General features: G+C 65.4%; 19 protein-coding genes and 1 pseudogene. 19 read left to right on the top strand and 1 reads right to left on the bottom strand.

Annotation, left to right across the window (positions count from 1 at the left end):
• Positions 1 to 146: 146 nt before the first annotated feature.
• From AB4Y40_RS09955 to AB4Y40_RS10040, 18 genes and pseudogenes are all read left to right on the top strand, one after another.
• On the top strand, positions 147 to 4,193 hold the full coding sequence (locus tag AB4Y40_RS09955) for a DUF3683 domain-containing protein (RefSeq protein WP_368687534.1): 4,047 nt from the start codon (positions 147 to 149) through the stop codon (positions 4,191 to 4,193).
• Positions 4,194 to 4,234: 41 nt separating this feature from the next.
• Positions 4,235 to 4,660, top strand: a complete 426-nt coding sequence (locus AB4Y40_RS09960; RefSeq protein ID WP_342921248.1) for an HIT family protein — start codon at positions 4,235 to 4,237, stop codon at positions 4,658 to 4,660.
• A gap of 78 nt (positions 4,661 to 4,738) precedes the next feature.
• On the top strand, positions 4,739 to 5,152 hold the full coding sequence (locus AB4Y40_RS09965; protein WP_368687535.1) for a gamma-butyrobetaine hydroxylase-like domain-containing protein: 414 nt from the start codon (positions 4,739 to 4,741) through the stop codon (positions 5,150 to 5,152).
• A 90-nt stretch (positions 5,153 to 5,242) separates the two neighbouring features.
• Positions 5,243 to 5,974: a bifunctional demethylmenaquinone methyltransferase/2-methoxy-6-polyprenyl-1,4-benzoquinol methylase UbiE gene (gene ubiE / locus AB4Y40_RS09970; RefSeq protein ID WP_133182926.1), complete on the top strand. Its 732-nt coding sequence runs from the start codon at positions 5,243 to 5,245 to the stop codon at positions 5,972 to 5,974.
• Positions 5,975 to 6,010: 36 nt separating this feature from the next.
• The gene (locus tag AB4Y40_RS09975; protein WP_368687536.1) at positions 6,011 to 7,027 is read left to right on the top strand and encodes a Tim44 domain-containing protein; all 1,017 of its coding nucleotides are present in this window, start codon (positions 6,011 to 6,013) and stop codon (positions 7,025 to 7,027) included.
• 171 nt (positions 7,028 to 7,198) lie between these two features.
• On the top strand, positions 7,199 to 7,834 hold the full coding sequence (locus tag AB4Y40_RS09980; protein WP_368687755.1) for an SCP2 domain-containing protein: 636 nt from the start codon (positions 7,199 to 7,201) through the stop codon (positions 7,832 to 7,834).
• 18 nt (positions 7,835 to 7,852) lie between these two features.
• Positions 7,853 to 9,430 carry a ubiquinone biosynthesis regulatory protein kinase UbiB gene (ubiB, locus tag AB4Y40_RS09985; RefSeq protein WP_368687537.1) on the top strand — a complete coding sequence of 526 codons (1,578 nt, stop codon included), beginning with the start codon at positions 7,853 to 7,855 and terminating at the stop codon, positions 9,428 to 9,430.
• 27 nt (positions 9,431 to 9,457) lie between these two features.
• Entirely contained in the window at positions 9,458 to 10,108 is a 651-nt protein-coding gene (locus AB4Y40_RS09990; protein WP_368687538.1) for a methyltransferase domain-containing protein, read from the top strand.
• A 217-nt stretch (positions 10,109 to 10,325) separates the two neighbouring features.
• Entirely contained in the window at positions 10,326 to 10,685 is a 360-nt protein-coding gene (locus tag AB4Y40_RS09995; protein WP_368687539.1) for an FmdB family zinc ribbon protein, read from the top strand.
• Positions 10,686 to 10,781: 96 nt separating this feature from the next.
• On the top strand, positions 10,782 to 11,423 hold the full coding sequence (locus AB4Y40_RS10000) for a DUF502 domain-containing protein (protein ID WP_042266455.1): 642 nt from the start codon (positions 10,782 to 10,784) through the stop codon (positions 11,421 to 11,423).
• Between the two features lie 63 nt (positions 11,424 to 11,486).
• Entirely contained in the window at positions 11,487 to 13,292 is a 1,806-nt protein-coding gene (gene aspS / locus AB4Y40_RS10005) for an aspartate--tRNA ligase (protein ID WP_368687540.1), read from the top strand.
• Positions 13,293 to 13,440: 148 nt separating this feature from the next.
• Entirely contained in the window at positions 13,441 to 13,917 is a 477-nt protein-coding gene (gene nudB, locus AB4Y40_RS10010) for a dihydroneopterin triphosphate diphosphatase (protein WP_368687541.1), read from the top strand.
• A gap of 103 nt (positions 13,918 to 14,020) precedes the next feature.
• Positions 14,021 to 15,313: pseudogene (locus tag AB4Y40_RS10015) on the top strand (phosphatidylserine/phosphatidylglycerophosphate/cardiolipin synthase family protein); the annotation flags it as partial.
• 242 nt (positions 15,314 to 15,555) lie between these two features.
• The gene (locus AB4Y40_RS10020) at positions 15,556 to 16,155 is read left to right on the top strand and encodes a TetR/AcrR family transcriptional regulator (RefSeq protein ID WP_028206015.1); all 600 of its coding nucleotides are present in this window, start codon (positions 15,556 to 15,558) and stop codon (positions 16,153 to 16,155) included.
• Positions 16,156 to 16,224: 69 nt separating this feature from the next.
• A complete protein-coding gene (locus tag AB4Y40_RS10025) occupies positions 16,225 to 18,012 on the top strand; it encodes an acyl-CoA dehydrogenase C-terminal domain-containing protein (protein WP_368687542.1) in 1,788 nt (595 codons plus the stop codon).
• Between the two features lie 129 nt (positions 18,013 to 18,141).
• Positions 18,142 to 20,583 (top strand): 3-hydroxyacyl-CoA dehydrogenase/enoyl-CoA hydratase family protein, encoded by a 2,442-nt coding sequence (locus tag AB4Y40_RS10030; RefSeq protein ID WP_368687543.1) that lies wholly within the window; start codon positions 18,142 to 18,144, stop codon positions 20,581 to 20,583.
• 34 nt (positions 20,584 to 20,617) lie between these two features.
• Positions 20,618 to 21,817: an acetyl-CoA C-acyltransferase gene (locus tag AB4Y40_RS10035; RefSeq protein ID WP_368687544.1), complete on the top strand. Its 1,200-nt coding sequence runs from the start codon at positions 20,618 to 20,620 to the stop codon at positions 21,815 to 21,817.
• A gap of 103 nt (positions 21,818 to 21,920) precedes the next feature.
• Positions 21,921 to 22,691, top strand: coding sequence for an enoyl-CoA hydratase (locus tag AB4Y40_RS10040; RefSeq protein ID WP_368687545.1), 771 nt, complete (start codon positions 21,921 to 21,923; stop codon positions 22,689 to 22,691).
• A gap of 15 nt (positions 22,692 to 22,706) precedes the next feature.
• Here the strand turns inward: AB4Y40_RS10040 and fdhD are convergent, their stop codons facing one another.
• Complete coding sequence (gene fdhD / locus AB4Y40_RS10045) at positions 22,707 to 23,579, bottom strand: formate dehydrogenase accessory sulfurtransferase FdhD (protein WP_368687546.1); 873 nt, start codon at positions 23,577 to 23,579, stop codon at positions 22,707 to 22,709.
• A 175-nt stretch (positions 23,580 to 23,754) separates the two neighbouring features.
• Here fdhD and AB4Y40_RS10050 point away from each other — a divergent pair, with 175 nt between their 5' ends.
• On the top strand, positions 23,755 to 24,237 hold the full coding sequence (locus AB4Y40_RS10050) for a nitrate reductase associated protein (RefSeq protein ID WP_342921235.1): 483 nt from the start codon (positions 23,755 to 23,757) through the stop codon (positions 24,235 to 24,237).
• Positions 24,238 to 24,435 lie beyond the last annotated feature (198 nt).

Consider the following 24,435-nt stretch of genomic DNA (forward strand, 5'->3'; position numbering starts at 1 on the left):
GTTGCCGCCATGTGCCTCCCCACCCCTTTCGTCCGCAGCCTGCCACAGGCGGACACGATTTCAGAATAGCGCCCCACGCGCCCCGTCAGTATCCGTCGCAGCGGCCGCGAGCCGTGCGCGGGACTGGCCCAAAGAGTCGTCCAACCATGAACGCACCTCAAGTTTTCGATCCTCACGGCGCCGCCGCCGCCGTGGCCGCCGACATCGAACCGCGCCTGCGCGAGATTCCCTATAACTACACGTCGTTTTCGGACCGCGAGATCGTCATCCGCCTGCTCGGCGAAGACGCATGGAACGCGCTCGCCGAGCTGCGCGCGGAGCGCCGCACCGGCCGCTCGGCGCGCATGCTCTACGAAGTGCTGGGCGACATCTGGGTCGTGCGCCGCAACCCGTATTTGCAGGACGATCTGCTCGACAATCCGAAGCGCCGCGCGCTCCTGATCGAGGCGTTGAACCACCGCCTCGCCGAAATCGAGAAGCGCCGCCGCGCCGACCTGCAGGAGCACACCGACAAGGAAGGCGTGGACCGCGCCGCGCGCGTGGAAAAGCTGGTCGGCGCCACGCGCCGCGCCATCGACGCCTTCGCGGGCGAGTTCGAGAAGATGGCCGACCTGCGCCGCCGCGCGACCAAGGTGCTCGGCAAGCGCACGGCCAAGGACAACATCCGCTTCGACGGCCTCGCGCGCGTCTCGCACGTGACCGACGCGACCGACTGGCGCGTGGAATATCCGTTCGTCGTCCTCACGCCCGATACCGAAGCCGAAATCGCCGGCCTCATCAAGGCCTGTTTCGAACTCGGCCTCACCGTGATTCCGCGCGGCGGCGGCACGGGCTACACGGGCGGCGCGGTGCCGCTCACGCCGTTCTCGGCCGTCATCAACACCGAAAAGCTCGAGCAGCTCGGCCCCGTCGAAATGACCGAGCTGCCGGGCGTGAACCGCAAGGTCGCGACCATTTTCTCGGGCGCGGGCGTGGTCACGCGCCGCGTGACCGAGGCCGCCGACGCCGCGGGCTTCGTCTTCGCCGTCGATCCGACTTCGCTCGATGCGTCCTGCATCGGCGGGAACGTCGCGATGAACGCGGGCGGCAAGAAGGCGGTGCTGTGGGGCACGGCGCTCGACAATCTCGCCTGGTGGCGCATGGTCGACCCGCAGGGCAACTGGCTCGAGGTCACGCGTCTTGACCACAACATGGGCAAGATTCACGACATTCCCGTGGCGCGCTTCGAGCTGAAGTGGTTCGACGGCGAATATGCGCCGGGCGAAAAGCTGCTGCGCTCCGAATCGCTCGATATCGAAGGCAAGCGCTTCCGCAAGGAAGGCCTCGGCAAGGACGTCACCGACAAGTTCCTCGCCGGCCTGCCGGGCGTGCAGAAGGAAGGTTGCGACGGGCTCATCACGTCCGCGCGCTGGGTGCTGCACAAGATGCCCGCGCATACGCGCACGGTCTGCCTGGAGTTCTTCGGCCAGGCGCGCGAGGCGATTCCGAGCATCGTCGAGATCAAGGACTACCTGTTCGAGACGTCGAAGCAGGGCGGCGCGATTCTCGCGGGCCTCGAGCACCTCGACGAGCGCTACCTGCGCGCCGTGGGCTACGCGACCAAGAGCAAGCGCAACGCGTTTCCGAAGATGGTGCTGATCGGTGACATCGTCGGCGACGACGCCGATGCGGTGGCCGCCGCGACCTCGGAAGTGATCCGCATGGCCAACGGCAAGAGCGGCGAAGGCTTTGTCGCGGTGTCCGCCGAGGCGCGTAAGCGCTTCTGGCTCGACCGCAGCCGCACGGCCGCCATTGCCAAGCACACCAACGCGTTCAAGATCAACGAAGACGTCGTGATCCCGCTCAATCGCATGGGCGAGTACACGGACGGCATCGAGCGCATCAACATCGAGCTGTCGATCAAGAACAAGCTGCAACTGGTCGACGCGCTCGAAGCGTTCTTCAAGGCGGGCAAGCTGCCGCTCGGCAAGACCGACGACGCGAACGAGATTCCCTCCGCGGAACTGCTCGAAGACCGCGTCCAGCAGGCGCTCGACCTGCTCAAGCGCGTGCGCGAGCGCTGGACCTTCGTGGGCGAGAAGCTCGATCTGTCGCTGCGCGAGGCGCAGCACTATCTCGTGCAGCTGGGCTACGAGGCGCTGGCGGAGAAGTTCGCCGACCGCGTGGATGCGCAGCCCGACGCCAACGTCTTCCACGTGACTCAGGACCGCACGGTGCGCATCTCGTGGAAGCAGGAGATCCGTGCGGAACTGCGCAAGATCTTCAACGGCGGCGAATTCAAGCCGATCCTCGAAGAGACCCAGGCGATCCACAAGAAGGTGCTGCGCGGCCGCGTGTTCGTGGCGCTGCACATGCACGCCGGCGACGGCAACGTGCACACGAACCTGCCGGTCAACTCCGACAACTACGAGATGCTGCAGGACGCGCACCATGCGGTCGCGCGCATCATGAAGCTCGCGCGTTCGCTCGACGGCGTGATTTCGGGCGAGCACGGCATCGGCATCACGAAGCTCGAATTCCTCACGGACGAAGAGATCGCCGAGTTCCGCGCCTACAAGCAGCGCGTCGATCCGCAAGGCCGCTTCAACGCGGGCAAGCTGCTCGAAGGCGCCGACCTGCGCAACGCCTACACGCCGTCGTTCGGCCTGATGGGCTACGAGTCGCTCATCATGAAGCAGTCCGACATCGGCGCGATCGCCGATTCGGTGAAGGACTGCCTGCGCTGCGGCAAGTGCAAGCCAGTGTGCGCGACGCACGTGCCGCGCGCGAACCTGCTCTACAGCCCGCGCAACAAGATTCTCGCGACGTCCTTGCTGGTCGAGGCGTTCCTGTACGAAGAGCAGACGCGCCGCGGCGTGTCGATCAAGCATTGGGACGAGTTCAACGACGTGGCCGACCACTGCACGGTCTGCCACAAGTGCGTGACGCCGTGCCCGGTCAAGATCGACTTCGGCGACGTGACCATGAACATGCGCAATCTGCTGCGCAAGATGGGCAAGAAGAAGTTCAACGCGGGCAACGCGGCGGGCATGTTCTTCCTGAACGCCACCAACCCGCAGACCATCAACCTCGCGCGCACCGCGATGATGGGCGTGGGCTACAAGGCGCAGCGCCTCGGCAACGACCTGCTCAAGAAGGTCGTGAAGAAGCAGACGGCGCTGCCGCCCGCATCGACGGGCAAGCCGGCCGTGGTCGAGCAGGTGATCCACTTCGTCAACAAGAAGATGCCGGGCAACCTGCCGAAGAAGACGGCGCGCGCGCTGCTCGACATCGAAGACAACAAGATCGTGCCGATCATCCGCAACCCGAAGACGACGAACGTCGATTCGGAAGCGGTGTTCTACTTCCCCGGCTGCGGCTCGGAGCGTCTGTTCTCGCAAGTGGGCCTCGCCACCCAGGCGATGCTCTGGCAAGCGGGCGTGCAGACGGTGCTGCCGCCGGGCTACCTGTGCTGCGGCTATCCGCAGCGCGGCTCGGGCCAGTACGACAAGGCCGAGAAGATCGTCACCGATAACCGCGTGCTGTTCCACCGCGTCGCGAACACGCTCAATTACCTCGACATCAAGACCGTCGTGGTGTCGTGCGGTACGTGCTACGACCAGCTTGCGGGTTATGAATTCGACAAGATTTTCCCGGGATGCCGCATCATCGACATCCACGAGTTCCTGCTCGAGAAGGGCATCAAGCTCGACGGCGTGACGGGCACGCGCTACATGTACCACGACCCGTGCCACACGCCGATCAAGACGATGGATCCGGTCAAGCTCGTCAATGAGCTGATGGGTTCTGAAAAGGACGGCTACAAGATCGAGAAGAACGATCGCTGCTGCGGCGAATCGGGCACGCTGGCCGTGACGCGCCCGGACGTTTCGACGCAGGTGCGTTTCCGCAAGGAAGAGGAAATCCGCAAGGGCGCGGCGAAGCTGCGCGGCATTCCGATCGTTGGCAACGGCGCGAACGGGGTGCAGCCGGCGACGCAGCAGGAAGCGGGCGGGCAGGGTACGACGCAGGACGTCAAGATTCTCACGTCTTGCCCGTCTTGCCTCCAGGGTCTGTCGCGGTACAACGAAGACGCCAACATCGAAGCCGACTACATCGTGGTGGAAATCGCCCGCCACATACTTGGCGAAAACTGGATGGCGGACTACGTTCAGAACGCGAACAATGGCGGAATCGAGCGCGTGCTGGTCTAATGGCAGCGCTCAATTTTCCGTGAACGGGTTCGAGGACGACGATGACATGCGTATTCTGCAGTGAGGAAGGCGGCGATCTGCTGTGGCAGGACGAGCGCATGCGCGTCGTGCTCGCGACTGCCGAGGCCGACTATCCCGGCTTTTGCCGGGTCATCTGGAATGCGCACGTCGCCGAATTCTCGGACCTGGGCGCGGCCGACCGGGAACATCTGATGCGCGCCGTGTACGCCGTCGAGCGTGCGCTGCGCCGCGTCATGCAGCCATCGAAGGTGAATCTGGCGAGCCTCGGCAACCAGGTGCCGCACGTGCACTGGCACGTCATACCGCGTTTCACGAACGATGCCCATTTCCCGCTGCCCGTCTGGGCGCCGCGCCAGCGCACGGTGTCCGAGGCGATGCTGGGCCAGCGCCGCGCGCAGGCTACGCTGCTGCGCGACGCGGTGCGCCAGGAAATGGAGCAGGCTTAAGGCCTGAGCGGGCGGGGGCGGTGAGCGTCCAATGCGCGTCCAATTGCGTCCAGTACGCGTCCAACAGCGGGAACGAACATGAGTGGACTGAAATCCGATACGCCGGTGCCGACCGGCGTCGTGGTGCACGCCGTTTCGCGCGTGCTGGAACTCCAGTATGCGAACGGGGAGAGCTACCGCGTGCCCTTCGAGCTGATGCGCGTGTATTCGCCCTCGGCCGAGGTGCGCGGGCACGGCGCCGGCCAGGAAACGCTGCAGACGGGCAAGCGCGAGGTGACGATCACGGCGCTCGAAGGTGTCGGCAACTACGCGCTGCAGCCCACGTTCTCCGACGGCCACAACACCGGCATCTACTCGTGGGACCAGCTCTACGAGCTCGCCACGCGCCAGGACGAACTCTGGGCGGAATATTTCGCCAGCCTGAAGGCGGCGGGCGTCGAGCGCGACGCCCCCATGGCGGCGCCCCCTGCCGCGCATGGCCACTGCCACTGACGCTTCCTGTTACGATCCAGCCCCGCCGCATCTCTGACAGAGGCGGCGCAGCACACCAATAGAACACCCTTCCGCGAAAGGACGAGCGCGATGAGCAAAACCCACTTCGGCTATCAGACAGTCGACGAACAGGACAAGGCGAAGAAGGTGGCCGGCGTGTTTCACTCGGTCGCCTCGAACTACGACCTGATGAACGATCTGATGTCGGGCGGGCTGCACCGCGCGTGGAAGGCGTTCACGATCGCGCAGGCGAACATCCGGCCCGGCGCGAAGGTGCTCGACATCGCCGGCGGCACCGGCGACCTTTCCATGGCGTTCGCGAAGAAAGCGGGCCCGACAGGCGAGGTCTGGCACACCGACATCAACGAGTCGATGCTGCGCGTGGGCCGCGACCGCCTCATCGACAACGGCGTGATCACGCCGGCGCTCCTGTGCGACGCCGAGAAAATCCCCTTTCCGGACAACTACTTCGACGTGGTGACCGTGGCTTTCGGGCTGCGCAACATGACGCATAAGGACGCCGCGCTCGCCGAGATGCGCCGCGTGCTCAAGCCGGGCGGGCGCGTGCTCGTGCTCGAATTCTCGAAGGTCTGGGAGCCGCTCAAGAAGGCGTACGACGTCTACTCGTTCAAGGTGCTGCCGTGGCTCGGCAAGCGCTTCGCCCAGGACGCGGACAGCTACCAGTACCTCGCGGAATCGATCCGCATGCATCCGGACCAGGAAACACTCAAGACCATGATGGAACAAGTCGGCCTCGACGCCGTCAAATATTACAATTTGTCAGCTGGCGTGGTAGCCTTACACGTCGGCACAAAGTATTAGTGTTCCCAACTCACTGTCTTTAAAGGAATTTCCGCCATGTCTGAGCCCTGCAACGTTGCTTCCAAAAAGCTTTCATCGTCATGGGCCAGACGAATCGGCGTCCTGGCCCTTGCCGGCGTGATGATTGCCGGCAGCCTCGCATCGTTCGATGCAGAGGCTCGCCGCATGGGTGGCGGCCGCAGTTTCGGCAAGCAGTCGTCCACAGCTACGCAGCGCAGCACCACGCCGCCGCCGGCCCAGCCCACCCCCACGAATCCCGCGCAGCAGGCCGGAGCCCAGCGCGCTCCCGGCACGCCGGCTCCCACGCCTGCGGCCGCACCGGCGCGCAATCGCTGGCTTGGGCCGATCGCGGGCCTCGCGGCCGGTCTCGGCATCGCCGCGCTGCTTTCGCACTTCGGTCTTGGCGAGGCGTTTGCCGGCATGATGGCCAACATGATCGTGATCGCGATCATCGCCTTTATCGCCGTCTGGCTGATCCGCAAGTTCATGAGCCGCCGTCGTGCCGCGGAACCCGCGTACCAGGGCGGGTACTCGTCGAACAGCATGAACCCGTCGTCGGGCGGGTATCAGCCGCAGGAGCCGCGCTACACCGCGCCGCCCACGGGGCAGTACCTCGCGCCTGAAGCCAATCCGGTCAGCACGCCGAACATCGATACGCCGGCAGCCGCATCGATTCCGGCCGGCTTCGACACGGAAGCCTTCGTGCGCAATGCGAAGGTCTACTTCGTGCGCCTGCAGGCCGCGTGGGACGCCGGCAACATGGACGACATCCGCGAATTCACGACGCCCGAGATGTTCGCCGAAATTCGCGTCGATCTCGCGGGCCGCGGCGCGCAGCCCAACCAGACCGACGTCGTGCAGCTCAACGCGGACCTGCTCGGCGTGGAAGACCGCGGCAGCGAATACCTGGCGAGCGTTCGTTTCTCCGGCCTGATTCGCGAAGCCATGGGCGAGCCGGCCGCGCCGTTCGTCGAGGTGTGGAATCTCTCGAAGTCGCGCACGTCGGGCGAAGGCTGGCTGCTCGCGGGCATCCAGCAGGTCGAATCTCACTGAGTCGGCACCCGGGCCGCGCGGCTCGTGACTTGATCCAGATCGGCGTGCGGCGCCTTCCGGGCGCCGCGCCGCATGAGACAGGGCAGGGCGGCGGCGCGATACTGTGGCTCGAACGTTACAATAGGAACCCGCCCGGGCTTGTGCCCGAGCGGGTTTTCTTATTCCATGCCGATGACTCTTGCCGCCAAGCCCTTCGCTGCTGCCGTCAACCACCTGCTCGCCCGCGAAACGTGGGCACGCGAGCGTCTCGCCCCCTATGCCGGCAAGACGGCCCGCCTCACCTGTCCGCCCGTCGTGCTCACGCTGCTCGTGCAGCCGGACGGCTATCTGGGCGCGGTCGAGGATCACGATGCGGGCGACGTCGATGTGACGCTGTCACTGCCCGCGGGCGCGCTCTCGTCGTTCATGCAGGGCGGTCAGGCGGCCGTGATGAAGCACGTGAAGATCGAGGGCGATGCTGAGTTTGCGCAGGTCATCGGCAAGCTCGCCGAGCATCTGCGCTGGGAGCCCGAAGAGGACCTCGCGAAGCTGATCGGCGACGCGCCGGCTTCACGCATCGCCACGCTCGCGCGCGCCGCAAGCGAGCAGGCCCTGCGCACCGGGCGCAACGTGCTCGGCTCGGTCACGGAATATCTGCTCGACGAAAATCCGCAGCTCGTGCGGCGCGCCGAGCTCGACGGCTTCAACGAGGAGCTGTCGCGCGCACGCGATGCGCTGGCGCGCGTGGAAAAGCGCATCGAGCGGCTCGAACAAAAATCACCGGCCGGCGGCGGGAGCCAAAGCGCTGCGCCGCGCGGTTCGCGCTAGTCAACAGGCCCCCCAGACATGCGTTTTCTGCGTTTCCTCAAGATTTTCTTCACCGTCATCCGCTTCGGCCTGGACGAGATGATGTTGAGCCGGATCAACGACCGGCGTGTCGCGCTGCTCCTGCGCATCACCACGATCGGCCGTCGCTTCGACGATCCGCCCGGCTTGCGTCTGCGTCTCGCGCTGGAAAGCCTCGGCCCGATCTTCGTGAAATTCGGCCAGGTGCTGTCCACGCGCCGCGACCTGCTGCCGCCCGATATCGCCAACGAACTGGCGAAGCTGCAGGATCAGGTGCCGCCGTTCGATTCGAACGTGGCGATCGGCCTGATCGAGAAGTCGCTGGGCGCACCGGTCGACACGATCTTCGACGAGTTCGAGCGCGTGCCGGTGGCGAGTGCGTCGATTGCGCAGGTGCACTTCGCAAAGGTGAAGTCGGGCCAGCACGCGGGCAAGCCGGTGGCCATCAAGGTGCTGCGGCCGAACATGCGTCCGGTGATCGACTCCGACCTCGCGCTGCTGCGCGACATCGCCGTGTGGGCCGAGCGGCTGTGGGCCGACGGCAAGCGCTTGAAGCCGCGCGAAGTGGTCGCCGAATTCGACAAGTACCTGCACGACGAGCTCGACCTCATGCGCGAGGCCGCCAACGGCAGCCAGTTGCGCCGCAATTTCGCGGGCCTCGATTTGCTGCTCGTGCCGGAAATGTACTGGGAATTCAGCACGGCCAACGTGCTCGTGATGGAGCGCATGGTCGGCGTGCCGATCAGCCAGGTGGACAAGCTGCGGGCGGCGGGTGTGGACATTCCGAAGCTCGCGCGCGAGGGCGTGGAGATCTTCTTCACGCAGGTGTTCCGCGACGGCTTCTTTCACGCCGACATGCACCCCGGCAACATTCAGGTGAGTCTCGATCCCGCGCATTTCGGCCGCTATATCGCGCTCGATTTCGGCATCGTCGGCGCGCTGTCGGACTTCGACAAGAATTATCTAGCGCAGAACTTTCTCGCGTTCTTCAAGCGCGACTATCACCGCGTGGCGACGCTGCATATCGAGTCGGGGTGGGTGCCGCCCAACACGCGCGTGGAAGAACTGGAAAGCGCGATTCGCGCCGTGTGCGAACCGTATTTCGACCGGGCGCTGAAGGACATCTCGCTCGGCCAGGTGCTGCTGCGCCTGTTCCAGACCTCGCGGCGCTTCAACGTTGAAATCCAGCCGCAGCTCGTGCTGCTACAAAAGACCATGCTCAACGTCGAGGGCCTCGGGCGTTCGCTCGATCCGGAGCTCGATCTCTGGAAAACGGCGAAGCCTTATCTCGAGCGCTGGATGACCGAGCAGATCGGCCTGCGCGGCTGGTACGAGCGCTTCAAGATCGAAGCGCCGCAATGGAGCAAGACGCTGCCGCAATTGCCGCGCCTCGTGCATCAGGTGCTGCTGCATCGCCAGGAGCCGGGCGGCTTCGCGAACGACGAGACGATCCGCGCGATGCTCGCCGAGCAACGCCGCACGAACCGCCTGCTGCAGGGCCTGCTCGTATTCGGCGTGGCCGTGGGCGTGGGCATGGTGGCGGCGCGCGTGTGGCTCGCGTTCGCCTACGGCGGCTGACGGACCACGAGAACAAGGAGTGAGACGATGAGCGACCCGACCCTGCCGCCGCAACCGGGCGACGTGCCCGAGTTCGAAACCCGCGACCCGGCGTCGCCCTCGTTCTGGGACGAGCGCTTTGCGCGCGGCTTCACGCCGTGGGATCAGGCGGGCGTGCAGCGCCAGTTCGAAGCCTTCGCCACCGCGCACCCCGAGGCCGCGGTGCTGATTCCGGGCTGCGGCAACGCCTGGGAGGCCCGCTGGCTCGCCGAGCGCGGCCGCACGGTGCGCGCCATCGACTTCGCGCCGGCCGCGATCGCGAGCGCGCGCGCGGCGCTGGGGCAGTATGCGGGTGTCGTCGAAGAGGCGGACTTCTACGCCTACACGCCGCCGTTCACGCCGGCCTGGGTGTTCGAGCGCGCGTTCCTGTGCGCGCTGCCCAAAGCGCAGCGCGCGAGCTACGCCACCCGCATGGCCGAGCTGTTGCCGCCCGGTGCGTTGCTCGCGGGCTACTTCTTCATCGGCGAGACGCCCAAGGGGCCGCCGTTCGCGATCGCGCGCGACGAACTCGACGCCTTGCTCACGCCGTACTTCACGCTGGCCGACGATCAGCCCGTGGCCGACTCGCTGCCCGTGTTCGTCGGGCGCGAGCGCTGGCTCGTGTGGCGCCGCAACGACGTCGCGCCGTCGCCCGGTTGAGCGGTCCGACGCACTCACGCCTTGCGCTCGCCGCCCTCCATGGCCGCGCGCGCTCTTGATGTGCGCGCAACCTGCCCTCATCTGTATTGAGGCAGCCGCAACCCGCCGACCTCCCTGCAGGACACCCCACCCCGGTAAATGCCAGGGGCGATCCTGGTTTGCGGCTATAATTCAAGGCTTTGCAAGCAATTATCAGATTTTCATCAGGATAGAGATCATGCCGATCTACGCTTATCGCTGCGAGTCGTGCGGCTTCGACAAGGACGTGCTCCAAAAGATGAGCGATGCGCCCTTGACGCAGTGCCCGAGCTGTGGCGCGGACACGTTTCGCAAGCAGGTGACCGCAGCGGGCTTTCAGCTGAAGGGTTCGGGCTGGTACGTCACCGATTTCCGCGGCGGCAACGGCAGCAAGAGCGCGGCGGCGACCGACGCGAAGGCGGCTGGCGAAAACGCGCCGTCGTCGGAAGCCGGCAAGCCGGCCGGCGAGGGCGCTGCGAGCGCTTCCAGCGATGCGGGCGCAGCCGCGCCCGCCGCGAGCAGCCCAGCGAGCACGCCCAGTCCGGCAGCCTCGACCTGAAAAACCTGCGGCGCGATTCCCGCATTCCCGGGGACACGCGCCGCGCCGAAGCCGCGCCGGCAGCCCGTTTGCCGCGCGGTCCGCATGGCGGTGTACATGACGATCAAGAAAGCGACGTTCAAATCGGTATTCCTGACCGGCCTGCTGGTGCTGGTGCCGCTGGCCATCACGCTGTGGGTGCTGAACCTCGTGATCGGCACGATGGATCAGACTCTGCTGCTGCTGCCCGAATCGTGGCGGCCGGAGCGCATGTTCGGCGTGCGCCTGCCGGGACTCGGCGCGGTGCTCACGCTCGCGTTCATCTTCGGGGTCGGTCTGCTCACGCATAACTTCATCGGCCAGAAGCTGGTGGAGTGGTGGAACGCACTGGTGCGCCGCATTCCGATCATCGGACCGCTGTACGGCAGCATCCAGCAGGTTTCCGATACACTGCTTTCAAGCAACGGCAATGCATTTCGCAAAGCGCTCCTGATCGAGTACCCGCGCAAGGGTTCGTGGACGATCGCGTTTCTCACCGGCATTCCCGGCGGCGACGTGGTCAACCACCTGCAGGAAGATCACGTGAGCGTCTATGTCCCGACTACGCCGAATCCGACGTCGGGCTTTTTCCTGATGGTGCCAAAGAGCGAGGTGGTCGAGCTGGACATGACCGTCGACGCCGCGCTCAAGTATATTGTTTCGATGGGCGTGGTCGCGCCGGCAACCTCACCACGCCGCCCCATCGATCCTCCGCTTTAATACCGGACGACGCGCTGCCGCGCGCCGCTCCCGTTCATTCATGCATAACGAAAGACGAACATCATGTCGATGAGATCTGAATACTGCGGTCTGGTGACCGAACAGCTGCTGGGCCAAACTGTTTCGCTGTGCGGATGGGTGCAGCGCCGCCGCGACCATGGCGGCGTCATCTTCATCGACCTGCGCGACCGCGAAGGCCTCGTTCAGGTCGTCTGCGATCCGGACCGCGCGGAAATGTTCAAGATCGCCGAAGGCGTGCGCAATGAGTTCTGCGTGCAGGTCAAGGGTCTCGTTCGCAATCGTCCGGAAGGCACGGTCAACGCGAACCTCACGAGCGGCAAGATCGAAGTGCTGTGCCACGAAATCGTGGTGCTCAACGCGTCGGTCACGCCGCCGTTCCAGCTCGACGACGACAACCTCTCGGAAACCACGCGCCTCACGCATCGCGTGCTCGACCTGCGCCGTCCGCAGATGCAGCACAACCTGCGTCTGCGCTACCGCGTGACAATGGCCGTGCGCAAGTATCTCGACGCGCTCGGCTTCATCGACATCGAAACGCCGATGCTCACGAAGAGCACGCCGGAAGGCGCGCGCGACTACCTCGTGCCGTCGCGCGTGAACGCAGGCCAGTTCTTCGCGCTGCCGCAGTCGCCGCAGCTCTTCAAGCAGCTCCTGATGGTGGCGAACTTCGATCGCTACTACCAGATCGTCAAGTGCTTCCGCGACGAAGACCTGCGCGCCGACCGTCAGCCCGAATTCACGCAGATCGACTGCGAAACGTCGTTCCTCGGCGAGCAGGAAATCCGCGACCTGTTCGAAGACATGGCGCGTCACGTGTTCAAGGAAACGATCGATGTCGAGCTCGACGCGAAGTTCCCGATCATGCCGTACGCGGAAGCCATGAGCCGCTTCGGTTCGGACAAGCCGGACCTGCGCGTGAAGCTCGAATTCACCGAACTGACCGACGCCATGAAGGACGTCGACTTCAAGGTGTTCAGCTCACCGGCCAACACGAAGGACGGCCGCGTCGCGGCGCTGCGCGTGCCGAAGGGCGGCGAGCTGTCGCGTGGCGACATCGACGGCTACACGGAATTCGTGCGCATTTACGGCGCGAAGGGTCTCGCGTGGATCAAGGTCAACGAAGTCGCGAAGGGCCGTGACGGTCTGCAAAGCCCGATCGTCAAGAACCTGCACGACGCTGCGATCGCCGCGATCCTCGAGCGCACCGGCGCGCAGGACGGCGACATCATCTTCTTCGCGGCAGACCGCGCGAAGGTCGTGAACGACAGCCTCGGCGCACTGCGCCTGAAGATCGGCCACTCGGAGTTCGGCCGTGCCAACGGCCTCGTCGAGAAGGGCTGGAAGCCGCTGTGGGTGATCGACTTCCCGATGTTCGAGTACGACGAGGAAGAAAACCGCTACGTGGCCGCGCACCACCCGTTCACGAGCCCGAAGGACGAGCACCTGGAATACCTCGAAACGGATCCGGGCCGCTGCCTCGCCAAGGCTTACGACATGGTGCTGAACGGCTGGGAAATCGGCGGCGGCTCGGTGCGTATCTATCAGGAAGACGTACAGAGCAAGGTGTTCCGCGCGCTCAAGATCAATGCGGAAGAAGCACGCGCGAAGTTCGGCTTCCTGCTCGACGCGCTGCAATACGGCGCGCCGCCGCATGGCGGTATCGCGTTCGGCCTGGACCGCATCGTTACGATGATGGCCGGCGCCGATTCGATTCGCGACGTGATCGCGTTCCCGAAGACGCAACGCGCGCAGGATCTGCTCACGCAGGCGCCGAGCCCGGTGGACGAGCGCCAGCTGCGCGAACTGCACATCCGTCTGCGTCAGCCTGAGCAGAAGACGGCGCAGTAAGCCGCATTCCTGCCGCGAAGGCCCGTCAGGGCTTTTGCATCGCAACAACAAAAAAGGCGCATCGTGCGCCTTTTTTGCTTTTTGCGTTAAATTACCTTTAGACGCGCCGCAAGCGCGCAGCGCGCGTTCCTCCCCACGCTCCATCACCATGCAGAAGCCGCCGAAGATTCCGGAATCCGTACTCGTCGTCATCCATACGCCGCAACTGGAGGTCCTGATCATCGAACGTGCCGACCGGCCGGGTTTCTGGCAGTCGGTCACCGGCTCGAAAGATCGCCTCGACGAGCCGTTCGCCGAAACCGCCGTGCGCGAGGTGGGCGAGGAGACGGGTATTGCCGTCGGTGCGGTGGAGGTTCCGCAGGCGGCGCTGCTCGACTGGCACCACGAGATCGAGTACGAAATCTATCCCGTGTGGCGCCATCGCTATGCGCCCGGCGTCACGCGCAACACCGAGCACTGGTTCAGCCTGGAAGTGCCCACGGGCACAGTCGTCACGCTCGCGCCGCGCGAGCATACGGCGTATGTGTGGCTGCCCTACGAGCAGGCGGCGGCGAAGTGCTTCTCGTGGTCGAACCGCGAGGCCATTCTGCAACTGCCCATGCGGCTACGTGAAGGACGCGGGTGAGCGCAACATGAGCGAAACCAGTACCGATCCCGGCATTGAATCGCAGCGCGTGGTGAGGCTGCGCGAGGCGCTGCTTGGCCGGCGCTATCGTTCGCGCTATCGCTTCACGAGCGGCAACGACGTGCGTCTGTTCGGCTCGAGCGCCGGTCTGTTCGGCGCGATGATCGAACGCATCGACGCCGCCGAGCGCGACGTCGCGCTCGAAACCTATATCTTCTGCGACGACGAAATCGGCCGCGCGCTCTCCGACGCGCTCATGCGCGCAGCGGCGCGCGGCGTGCGCGTGCGCGTCATCACCGACGGCATCGGCTCGCCGCGCATCGCGCTGTTCGAGACCTGGCCGGGCGCGGGGGTGGAGCACCGCGTCTACAACCCGCACATCTTCGGGCGCTTCGGCTTTTCGCGCACGCACCGCAAGCTCGCCGTGATCGACGACCAGTTCGCCTTTTGCGGCGGCATCAACGTGATCGACGATTTCGAGCAGGACGGCCACCGGCTGCCGTATGCGCGCTGGGATTTCGCCGTCGAGCTGTCTGGCCCCGTGGTCGTGGACGTGCGGCTCGCGATCGAGCAGCAGTGGCGGCGTATCCGGCTCGGCTACCGGCCGCCGCTGCCCCAGCAGGTCTCACCCGGCGTGCCCGCGAGCGCGGGCTTCATGTCGCCGCATCCCACCGGCCACACGGTGGGGCGCCCCACGCAGATCGTCGACGACGCGCTGCGCGCGCTTGCGCCCACGGTGCGCTCGTCGCGCGCGAAGCGCTTCTTCACGCGTCTGCGCGAGCGCCTGCGCGCGAGCGTGCGCGATCCGCGCGCGGCGCAGGTGCCCTGCGTGGCGTTCGTCGCGCGCGACAACGTGGTGAACCGGCGCGCGATCGAAAAGGCTTATCTCGACGCCATCGGCGAGGCGCGCAAGGAAGTGCTGCTCGCCAATCCGTATTTCATGCCGGGCCGGCGGCTGCGTCGCGCGCTCGTGAGCGCCGCGGAGCGCGGCGTGGCGGTCAAGCTTCTGGTCGGACGAAAGGAATTCAAGGTTCTCGACTACGGAGTGCCGTTCCTCTATCACCAGCTTCTCAGCGCGGGCGTGCAGATTGCGGAGTACGAGAAAACGATGCTCCACGGCAAGGTGGCCGTCGTCGATTCGAGCTGGGGCACCGTGGGTTCCTCGAACCTCGACGCGCTCAGCCTCGTGCTCAATAACGAGGCCAACGTGCTGCTCGTGCAGCATCCGCAGATCGAACAGCTGCGCTGCGAGATCCTCGCGGCGTTCGGCGACGCTGCACAGATCGACCGTGCGCGCTACGAGGCGCGGCCGTGGCACGTACGCGCCGTGAACTGGCTGGCCTGGGCGTTCTATCGTGCGCTCATGAAGCTCATCACCGTGGGCGGCTACGACTAGAAACAGAAAGCTGCCATACGAATCCCCGCTCGTGCAATCGAGAGAATGTCGGCTTGCGCGCGGCGCACGAACCTCGAAAATTAGAGTACCGGTTAGAAATCGGTTTCTAATAAAGTCCTTGTTTCGCGGACGGCCGTCCTCAACAATAGTACGGCCGTTCGATTTAATTCGGGCCCAGATGTAAGCAGTTAATGAGCAGTTGACAGCGACATCGAGGCCACATCGTTACGGTAAAGAAAGCTATGCGAAAAGGCGAACAGACACGAGCCGCCATTCTGGATGCAGCACTCGACCTCGCAGGTCGCGATGGCCTTGAAGGCTTGACCATCGGCCTGCTCGCCGAGCGCATGCAGATGAGCAAGAGTGGCGTCTTCGCTCACTTCGGGTCTCGGGAAGACCTGCAGGTCGAGGTGGTGCGCGAGTACCACCGTCGATTCGAGGAAGAAGTCTTCTTTCCGAGTTTGCGCGAGCCACGCGGTTTGCCGCGTCTGCGTGCGATGCTGTCGCGATGGTTCGAGAAGCGCATTCACGAAGTCACGACCGGCTGCATCTACATCAGCGGCGCCGTCGAGTACGACGACCGCGCGGACAGCCAGGTGCGCGAGACGCTGGTCGCCAGCGTGTCGATGTGGCGTGCGGCGCTCCTGAGGGCCATTTCGCAGGCAATCGAAGAAGGCCATTTGCGCAAGGAGACCGATCCCGCGCTGATGCTCTTCGAACTGTATAGCGTGACGCTCGGCCTGCATCATGACGGCCGCTTCCTGCATCTGCCGGACGCGGTCGAGCATACGTGGGCTGCGTTCGAAAAGCTGATTGTTTCGTATCAGAGCGAGACCCAGTAGCGCCCGGCCGCAACATCGAAGTCGCGGCGGCGCGCGAGGGACCCGAAGCTCAAATTTTGGAGAGAAGACATGGGACAGTACACCGCGCCGCTGCGCGACATGCAGTTCGTTCTGCACGAACTGCTGAACGTGGAAGGCGAAGTGAAGCAGATGCCGAAGCACGCCGACCTCGACGCCGACACCATCAACCAGGTGCTCGAAGAAGCCGGAAAATTCTGCTCCGAGGTGCTGTTTCCGCTGAACCAGGTCGGCGACCGTGAAGGCTGCACGTATGCCGGCGACGGCGTCGTCACCACGCCCGCTGGTTTCAAGGAAGCGTACAAGCAATACGTCGAAGCGGGCTGGCCCGCGCTCGGCTGCGATCCCGAACACGGCGGCCAGGGCCTGCCCGCGTTCGTGAACAACGCGCTCTACGAAATGCTGAACTCGGCGAACCAGGCGTGGACCATGTATCCGGGTCTCTCGCATGGCGCCTACGAGTGTCTGCATGCGCACGGCACGCCCGAACTCCAGAAGGCTTATCTGCCGAAGCTCGTCGAAGGCGTGTGGACCGGCACGATGTGCCTGACCGAGCCGCACTGCGGCACCGACCTCGGCATCCTGCGTACGAAGGCCGAGCCGAACGGCGACGGCTCGTACGCGATCACCGGCACGAAGATCTTCATCTCGAGCGGTGAGCACGACATGGCCGAGAACATCATCCACCTCGTGCTCGCTCGACTGCCCGATGCGCCGCCGGGAACCAAGGGCATCTCGCTGTTCGTCGTGCCGAAGTTCATCCCCACGGCAGCCGGCGAAGTGGGTGAGCGCAACGGCATCAAATGCGGCTCGATCGAACACAAGATGGGCATTCACGGCAACGCGACCTGCGTGATGAATCTCGACGGCGCGAAGGGCTGGCTCGTCGGCGAACCGAACAAGGGCTTGAACGCCATGTTCGTGATGATGAACGCGGCGCGTCTGGGCGTCGGCATGCAAGGCCTCGGCCTCACCGAAGTCGCGTACCAGAACTCGCTCGTCTATGCGAAGGAGCGCCTGCAGATGCGCTCGCTGACCGGTCCGAAGGCGCCCGAAAAGGCCGCTGACCCGATCATCGTGCATCCGGACGTGCGCCGCATGCTGCTCACGCAGAAGGCCTGGGCCGAAGGCGCGCGCGCCTTCACGTACTGGTCGGCGCTGCAGATCGACAAGGAGCTCTCGCACGGCGACGAAGGCGAGCGCAAGGAAGCGGCCGACCTCGTCGCGCTGCTCACGCCGATCATCAAGGCCTTCCTCACCGACAACGCGTTCGAGAGCACCAACCTCGGCATGCAGGTGTTCGGCGGCCACGGCTTCATCTCCGAGTGGGGCATGGAGCAGTACGTGCGCGATGCGCGTATCAACCAGATCTACGAAGGCACGAACACGATCCAGTCGCTCGACCTGCTGGGCCGCAAGGTGCTGGGCGATATGGGCGCGAAGCTCAAGAAGTTCGGCAAGCTCGTGACGGATTTCGTCGAAGCCGAAGGCGTCAAGCCGGAAATGCAGGAGTTCGTGAATCCGCTCGCCGACATTGGCGACAAGATGCAGAAGCTCACGATGGAAATCGGCATGAAGGCGATGCAGAACCCGGACGAAGTGGGCGCGGCCGCGGTGCCGTATCTGCGCACGGCGGGCCACCTCGTGTTCGCCTACTTCTGGGCACGCATGGCGCGCATCGCGCTCGACAAGGAAAGGTCGGGCGATCCGTTCTACAAGTCGAAGCTGGCCACTGCGCGTTTCTATTTCGCGAAGCTGTTGCCCGAAACGGCCACGTCGATCCGCCAGGCGCGCGCGGGTTCGAAGACGCTGATGGAAGTCGACGAAGCGCTGTTCTAAGAGCCAACGGGCGCGCGCTTTTCGAAGGCGCGCGCCCAGTCAACACGATGTCCAGAGGCGGCCCACGTCGATGCGCGCCGCCCTCACACCTCAATCCGCTCGACATTGCATACCCGCTGGAGGAACAACGTGAGCAACCTCAATATTCGCAAGGTGGCCGTGCTCGGCGCCGGCGTGATGGGCGCGCAGATCGCCGCGCACCTGATCAACGCCCGCGTGCCCGTGCTGCTGTTCGATCTGCCCGCGAAAGAAGGCCCGAAGAACGCGATCGCGCTGAAGGCGATCGAGACGCTCAAGAAGCTCTCGCCCGCGCCGTTCGGCGTGAAGGACGACGCGCAATACATCACGCCCGCGAACTACGAAGACGACATCGCGAAGCTCGCGGAATGCGACGTGGTGATCGAGGCGATCGCCGAGCGCATGGACTGGAAGCACGACCTCTACAAGAAGGTCGCGCCGCACCTCGGCCCGAAGGCGATTTTCGCGACCAATACCTCGGGCCTGTCGATCACCGAACTCTCGCATGGCTTCGACGATGCGTTGAAGGCGCGCTTCTGCGGCGTGCACTTCTTCAACCCGCCGCGCTACATGCACCTCGTCGAGCTGATCCCGACGACGCAGACGAAGCCCGAAATCCTCGACCAGCTCGAATCGTTCCTCACGAGCGTGGTGGGCAAGGGCGTGGTGCGCGCGAAGGATACGCCGAACTTCATCGCGAACCGCGTGGGCGTGTTCTCGATCCTCGCGGTGATCGCCGAGGCGAAGAAGTTCGGCCTGCGTTTCGACGAAGTCGATGACCTCACGGGCGCGCGCCTTGGCCGCGCGAAGTCGGCGACGTTCCGCACCGCCGACGTAGTGGGTCTCGACACGATGGCGCACGTCATCAAGACGATGCAGGACAACCTGAAGGACGATCCGTTCTTCCCGGTCTACGAGACGCCGGCCGTGCTCGCAGGTCTCGTGGCGAAGGGCGCGCTCGGCCAGAAGACGGGCGGCGGCTTCTATCGCAAGGAAGGCAAGGCCATCAAGGTGCTCGACGCCGACACGGGCGAGTACGTCGACGGCGGCGGCAAGGCCGACGAGCTGGTGGGCCGCATCCTCAAGCGTCCGCCCGCCGAGCGTCTGAAGCTGCTGCGCGAAACGCAGCATCCGCAGGCGCAGTTCCTGTGGTCGATCTTCCGCGACGTGTTCCACTACATCGGCGTGCATCTGCAGTCGATCGCGGACAACGCGCGCGACGTCGATCTCGCGATCCGCTGGGGCTTCGGCTGGAACGAAGGTCCGTTCGAAGGCTGGCAGGCCGCGGGCTGGAAGCAGGTCGCCGAGTGGGTGAAGGAAGACATCGACGCGGGCAAGGCGCTGTCGAATGCACCGCTGCCCGCCTGGGTGTTCGAAGGCGCGGTCGCCGCGAACGGCGGCGTGCACGGCGCGGAAGGTTCGTGGTCGCCCGCTGAAGCGCGCTTCGTGCCGCGCTCGACGCTGCCGGTGTACGAGCGTCAGGTGTTCCGTGCGGCGCTGTTCGGTGAAACGAGCGCGCGCGATCCGAAGACCTACGGCAAGACGCTGTTCGAGAACGACAACCTGCGCGCCTGGGTGGACGACCGCGCGGGCGAGGACGACGTCGTCATCGTCTCGTACAAGAGCAAGATGAACACGATGGGCCCGGGCCTGCTCGACTCGCTCGTGAAGGCCATCGACATCGCGGAAGACGGCTACAAGGGCCTCGTGATCTGGCAACCGACGTCGCTGAAGCTCGGCGCGCCGGGCGGCCCGTTCTCGGCAGGCGCGAACCTCGAAGAGGCAATGCCCGCGTTCATGATGGGCGGGGCGAAGGGCATCGAGCCGTTCGTGAAGAAGTTCCAGGACACGATGCTGCGCGTGAAGTACGCGAACGTGCCGGTGATCACGGCGGTGTCGGGCATCGCGCTCGGCGGCGGCTGCGAAATCATGCTGCAAAGCGCGAAGCGCGTGGCGCATGTCGAGAGCTATGTCGGCCTCGTGGAAGTGGGCGTGGGTCTCGTGCCCGCTGGCGGCGGCCTGAAGGAGGCGGCGATTCGCGCAGCCGAAGCCGCGCAGGCGATCGGCGCGGCACCGAGCGATCTGCTCCGGTTCCTGCAGAAGTCGTTCGAAAACGCAGCGATGGCGAAGGTCTCGGCCTCGGCGCACGAAGCCCGCGCAATGGGCTATCTGAAGCCTTCGGACACGATCGTCTTCAACGTGTTCGAACTGCTCGACACGGCGAAGAAGGAAGCGCGCGCACTCTCCGCCGCGGGCTATCGTCCGCCGCTGCGTGCGACGCAGATTCCGGTGGCGGGCCGCTCGGCGATCTCAACCATCAAGGCATCGCTCGTGAACATGCGCGACGGCCGCTTCATCAGCGACCACGATTTCCTGATCGCGAGCCGTATCGCGGAAGCGGTGTGCGGCGGCGACGTCGAGGCGGGCAGTCTCGTCGACGAAGAATGGCTGCTCAAGCTCGAGCGCCGCGCCTTCGTCGATCTGCTCGGCACGCAGAAGACGCAGGAACGCATCATGGGCATGCTGCAAACCGGCAAGCCGGTGCGCAACTAAGCGGCACGACGCACACCAGATACTGGAGTAAGAGATGAGCAAACAGTTGCAGGACGCATACATCGTCGCCGCTAGCCGCACGCCCATCGGCAAGGCGCCGCGCGGCGTGTTCAGGAACACCCGCCCGGACGAACTGCTGGTTCACGCGATCAAGTCGGCTGTGGCGCAGGTGCCGGGCCTCGACACGAGCGTGATCGAAGACGCCATCGTCGGCTGCGCGATTCCCGAAGCCGAGCAGGGCCTGAACGTGGCGCGTATCGGCGCGCTGCTCGCGGGGCTGCCGCAGAGCGTGGGCGGCGTGACCGTCAACCGCTTCTGCGCATCGGGCCTCACGGCGCTCGCGATGGCCGCGGACCGCATCCGCGTGGGCGAGTCCGACGCGATGATCGCAGGCGGCTGCGAGTCGATGAGCATGGTGCCGATGATGGGCAACAAGCCGTCGCTCTCGCCGCACATCTTCGATCGTAACGAAGACATCGGCATCGCCTACGGCATGGGCCTCACGGCCGAGAAAGTGGCGGAGCGCTGGAAAGTGAGCCGCGAGGCGCAGGACGCGTTCTCGGTCGAATCGCACCGCCGCGCGCTCGCCGCGCAGCAGGCCGGCGAATTCAAGGACGAGATCTCGCCGTACACGCTCATCGAGCGCACGCCCGATCTCGCCACGGGCGAAGTGAAGGTGAAGGAGCGCCTGATCGAGCTCGACGAAGGCCCGCGCGCCGATACGACGCTCGAAGGCCTCGCGAAGCTGCGCGCGGTGTTCGCGAACAAGGGCTCGGTCACGGCCGGCAACAGCTCGCAGACTTCGGACGGCGCGGGCGCGCTGATCGTCGTCTCCGAGAAGATCCTCAAGCAGTTCAACCTCACGCCGCTCGCGCGTTTCGTGAGCTTCGCGGTGCGCGGCGTGCCGCCGGAGATCATGGGCATCGGTCCGAAGGAAGCGATTCCGGCGGCGCTCAAGGCAGCGGGCCTGAAGCAGGACGATCTCGACTGGATCGAGCTGAACGAAGCGTTCGCTGCGCAGTCGCTGGCGGTGATCCAGGACCTGGGCCTCGATCCTTCGAAGATCAATCCGCTTGGCGGCGCGATCGCGCTGGGCCACCCGCTCGGCGCGACGGGCGCGATCCGCGCCGCGACGGTCGTGCACGGCCTGCGCCGCCGCAACTACAAGTACGGCATGGTGACGATGTGCGTCGGCACCGGCATGGGTGCGGCGGGCATCATCGAGCGGCTGTAAGCGTCTATCTGACTGACGCATTGGCGTTATCGACACGGTTCGCAGACTTCGCGGTCTGCGGGCCGTTTTTCGTATCACGATTGGGATGCGAGGAGACAGGTACATGAGCAACGAAATCCTGCTAGCACACGAAAACGGCGTGCTCACGATCACCATCGACCGGCCTGCGCGCAAGAACGCGCTCACGCCCGCGATGTATCAGGCGATGGCCGACACGCTCAACGGCGCGAACAAGGACGCCTCGGTGCGCGCGGCGCTGCTGCGCGGCCACGCCGAGATCTTCACGGCCGGCAATGACATCGAAGACTTTCTGAAGGGGCCGCCCGCAGCCGCCGATTCGCCCGTGATCCGCTTTCTCGACGCCATCGCGGCGTTCGAGAAACCGCTCGTCGCCGCCGTGAAAGGGCCGGCGATCGGCGTGGGCACGACGCTGCTGCTGCATTGCGACATGGTCTATGCCGCCGACAACGCGCGTTTCGCCGTGCCGTTCGCGCAACTCGGGCTGTGCCCCGAAGCGGCTTCGTCGCTGCTGTTGCCGCGCATTGCGGGCCACCAGGGCGCGGCGGAAAAGCTGCTGCTCGGCGAGACCTTCGACGCGGCGGAGGCGCATCGCATGGGCTTCGTGAACCGCGTGCTGCCGGCCGCCGAGCTCGACGCGTTCGTCGCCGGGCAAATGGCGAAGCTCGTGGCGCTGCCGGCGTCGTCGCTGCGCGTGACGAAGTCGCTCATGAAGCGCGCGGACACCCACGAGGTCAAGACGCGCATGAGCGAAGAGTTCGTGCACTTCGGCAAGATGCTGCTCGCGCCCGAAGCGCGCGAGGCGTTCACGGCGTTCCTCGAAAAGCGCAAGCCGGATTTCCGGCAGTTCGATTAAGCCGCGAGTGATGACTCAGGCCGTTGCGTAATCGACGTACCCGGACTCGCGGCAAAAGCTCACGAGCCGCAGTCCGGCGCGCTTTGCGATGGCGATGGCTAGCGAGGAGGGCGCCGAGATCGTTGCGACCATCGGAATGCCTACGCGCGCGGCCTTGCGCACCAGCTCGTAGCTTGCGCGGCTCGACAGGAAAACGAAGCCCTGCTGCGTGTCGGCGCGCTCCATCACGAGCTGGCCGATGAGTTTGTCGAGCGCGTTGTGGCGGCCTACGTCTTCGAAGGCGCGCAGGATCGCGCCGTGTTCGTCGCACCACGCGGCCGCGTGCAGGCCGCCCGTGAGCTTCGTGAGCGCCTGATGCTGCGGCAGTTCGCGTGCGGCGCGCGCGATGGCGTCGGGCGCGAGGCGCGCAATGAAGCCCGTATCGGGCACCTGCTCGGGTTCGAGATCGAGCAGGTCGATGCTCTCGATGCCGCACACGCCGCAGCCGCTGCGCCCGGCGAGCGCGCGGCGCTTTTCCTTGAGCTCGACGAACGCCTGCTGCACCACGGTCAAGTGGACTTCGGCATGCGGCAGGTCCGCATCCTCGTGCCAGTACACCTCGATGTCCTGAATATCGGCGTTGCGCCCGACGATGCCTTCGGAGATCGCGAAGCCCACGGCGAACGCTTCGAGGTCGCGCGGCGTGCACATCATGACCGCGTGCGAGATGCCGTTGAAGACCAGCGCGACGGGCCATTCCTGGCCCACGTGGTCCTCGCGCGTTTCCACGGCGCCGCCGCCGCGGTGCCGATGCACGCGCAATTCGATGGCGCCAGGCTGGCCTTCGGTTTCGAGGGGATGCGTCGGCGGATTCGTCGTCGTGATCTGCGGCCGGTCTGCGGTGCTCATTGGCGTGCGGGTTGGGGTGCGAGTTGAGAGGGGCAAGCGCAAAACTCCATCAGTCCTTGTGCGGCGCGGTACCGCAGCGCCGCCGGGGGACAGCGGGGCCGCGCCGCGCGCGGAAGGTTCTAAAATACCTCAAGCGGGCCGCCCGCGCTTATGCCCGCCTCGCGAGGATACCGTCATGGCATTGAACGAAGCTCCGCTGCTTTTCCGGTTCGAGGTCGACTCGTCGGAAAACCTCACCTTTATCCCGATGTGCGTGCGCTTCAACCTGGATCGCTTTGGTCTGCGCATTTCGCTCGCGCAATGGCAACTGCTGCCTTACGAGGACCGCCGGCTGCTGGCGTGTTTCCCCGTGGACGAGGACACGCAGATCGAGCCCAATTTCGACCACGCGCTCTTCGAGATGATGCGCACGCACGCGAACGTCGAACCCGAATGGTTCGCGCCCGAAGAAGCGCCGGCCTGGCGCGACGTGAATGCGGTGCCCGGCGGCATTGCGCTGCAGTCCGAGCTTGCCAGCCTGCAGGCGCCCGGCCTCGAGGACTGGGCGCAGCTCGATCCGTTCCAGCGCTACGTGCTCGCGAAGCTCGCGCGCAAGCCCGAGAGCAATCACGACTTCGCGCCGGCGATGCACGAGTTCGGGCTGGCGGTGCCGCGGTGATGCTCACCCGCTGATTCCCGCCGCGCGTGCCCGTCACGATTCATCGTCGATCCCTACCCGATTCCCGCTGACCGCGGCAGCCTCGCGCCGCCGCGGGTCGTTTTCCGCTTCTTTCTCCACCTTGACCCTCAAGACCCGGCCGGCCCTGCCGTTATTTCGGGTTGGCGCGTCAGGCGCCGACCGGTCGCGCGCAGTCGT

The organism is Paraburkholderia sp. EG287B, from assembly GCF_040965595.1.
Lineage (GTDB): Bacteria > Pseudomonadota > Gammaproteobacteria > Burkholderiales > Burkholderiaceae > Paraburkholderia.

What these genes read in the sequence shown, in the direction of transcription:
- AB4Y40_RS09955 (WP_368687534.1), top strand. Translation starts at nt 147, where the DNA reads ATGAACGCACCTCAAGTTTTCGATCCTCACGGCGCCGCCGCCGCCGTG.
- AB4Y40_RS09960 (WP_342921248.1), top strand. Translation starts at nt 4,235, where the DNA reads ATGACATGCGTATTCTGCAGTGAGGAAGGCGGCGATCTGCTGTGGCAG.
- AB4Y40_RS09965 (WP_368687535.1), top strand. Translation starts at nt 4,739, where the DNA reads ATGAGTGGACTGAAATCCGATACGCCGGTGCCGACCGGCGTCGTGGTG.
- ubiE (WP_133182926.1), top strand. Translation starts at nt 5,243, where the DNA reads ATGAGCAAAACCCACTTCGGCTATCAGACAGTCGACGAACAGGACAAG.
- AB4Y40_RS09975 (WP_368687536.1), top strand. Translation starts at nt 6,011, where the DNA reads ATGTCTGAGCCCTGCAACGTTGCTTCCAAAAAGCTTTCATCGTCATGG.
- AB4Y40_RS09980 (WP_368687755.1), top strand. Translation starts at nt 7,199, where the DNA reads ATGACTCTTGCCGCCAAGCCCTTCGCTGCTGCCGTCAACCACCTGCTC.
- ubiB (WP_368687537.1), top strand. Translation starts at nt 7,853, where the DNA reads ATGCGTTTTCTGCGTTTCCTCAAGATTTTCTTCACCGTCATCCGCTTC.
- AB4Y40_RS09990 (WP_368687538.1), top strand. Translation starts at nt 9,458, where the DNA reads ATGAGCGACCCGACCCTGCCGCCGCAACCGGGCGACGTGCCCGAGTTC.
- AB4Y40_RS09995 (WP_368687539.1), top strand. Translation starts at nt 10,326, where the DNA reads ATGCCGATCTACGCTTATCGCTGCGAGTCGTGCGGCTTCGACAAGGAC.
- AB4Y40_RS10000 (WP_042266455.1), top strand. Translation starts at nt 10,782, where the DNA reads ATGACGATCAAGAAAGCGACGTTCAAATCGGTATTCCTGACCGGCCTG.
- aspS (WP_368687540.1), top strand. Translation starts at nt 11,487, where the DNA reads ATGTCGATGAGATCTGAATACTGCGGTCTGGTGACCGAACAGCTGCTG.
- nudB (WP_368687541.1), top strand. Translation starts at nt 13,441, where the DNA reads ATGCAGAAGCCGCCGAAGATTCCGGAATCCGTACTCGTCGTCATCCAT.
- AB4Y40_RS10020 (WP_028206015.1), top strand. Translation starts at nt 15,556, where the DNA reads ATGCGAAAAGGCGAACAGACACGAGCCGCCATTCTGGATGCAGCACTC.
- AB4Y40_RS10025 (WP_368687542.1), top strand. Translation starts at nt 16,225, where the DNA reads ATGGGACAGTACACCGCGCCGCTGCGCGACATGCAGTTCGTTCTGCAC.
- AB4Y40_RS10035 (WP_368687544.1), top strand. Translation starts at nt 20,618, where the DNA reads ATGAGCAAACAGTTGCAGGACGCATACATCGTCGCCGCTAGCCGCACG.
- AB4Y40_RS10040 (WP_368687545.1), top strand. Translation starts at nt 21,921, where the DNA reads ATGAGCAACGAAATCCTGCTAGCACACGAAAACGGCGTGCTCACGATC.
- fdhD (WP_368687546.1), bottom strand. Translation starts at nt 23,579, where the DNA reads ATGAGCACCGCAGACCGGCCGCAGATCACGACGACGAATCCGCCGACG.
- AB4Y40_RS10050 (WP_342921235.1), top strand. Translation starts at nt 23,755, where the DNA reads ATGGCATTGAACGAAGCTCCGCTGCTTTTCCGGTTCGAGGTCGACTCG.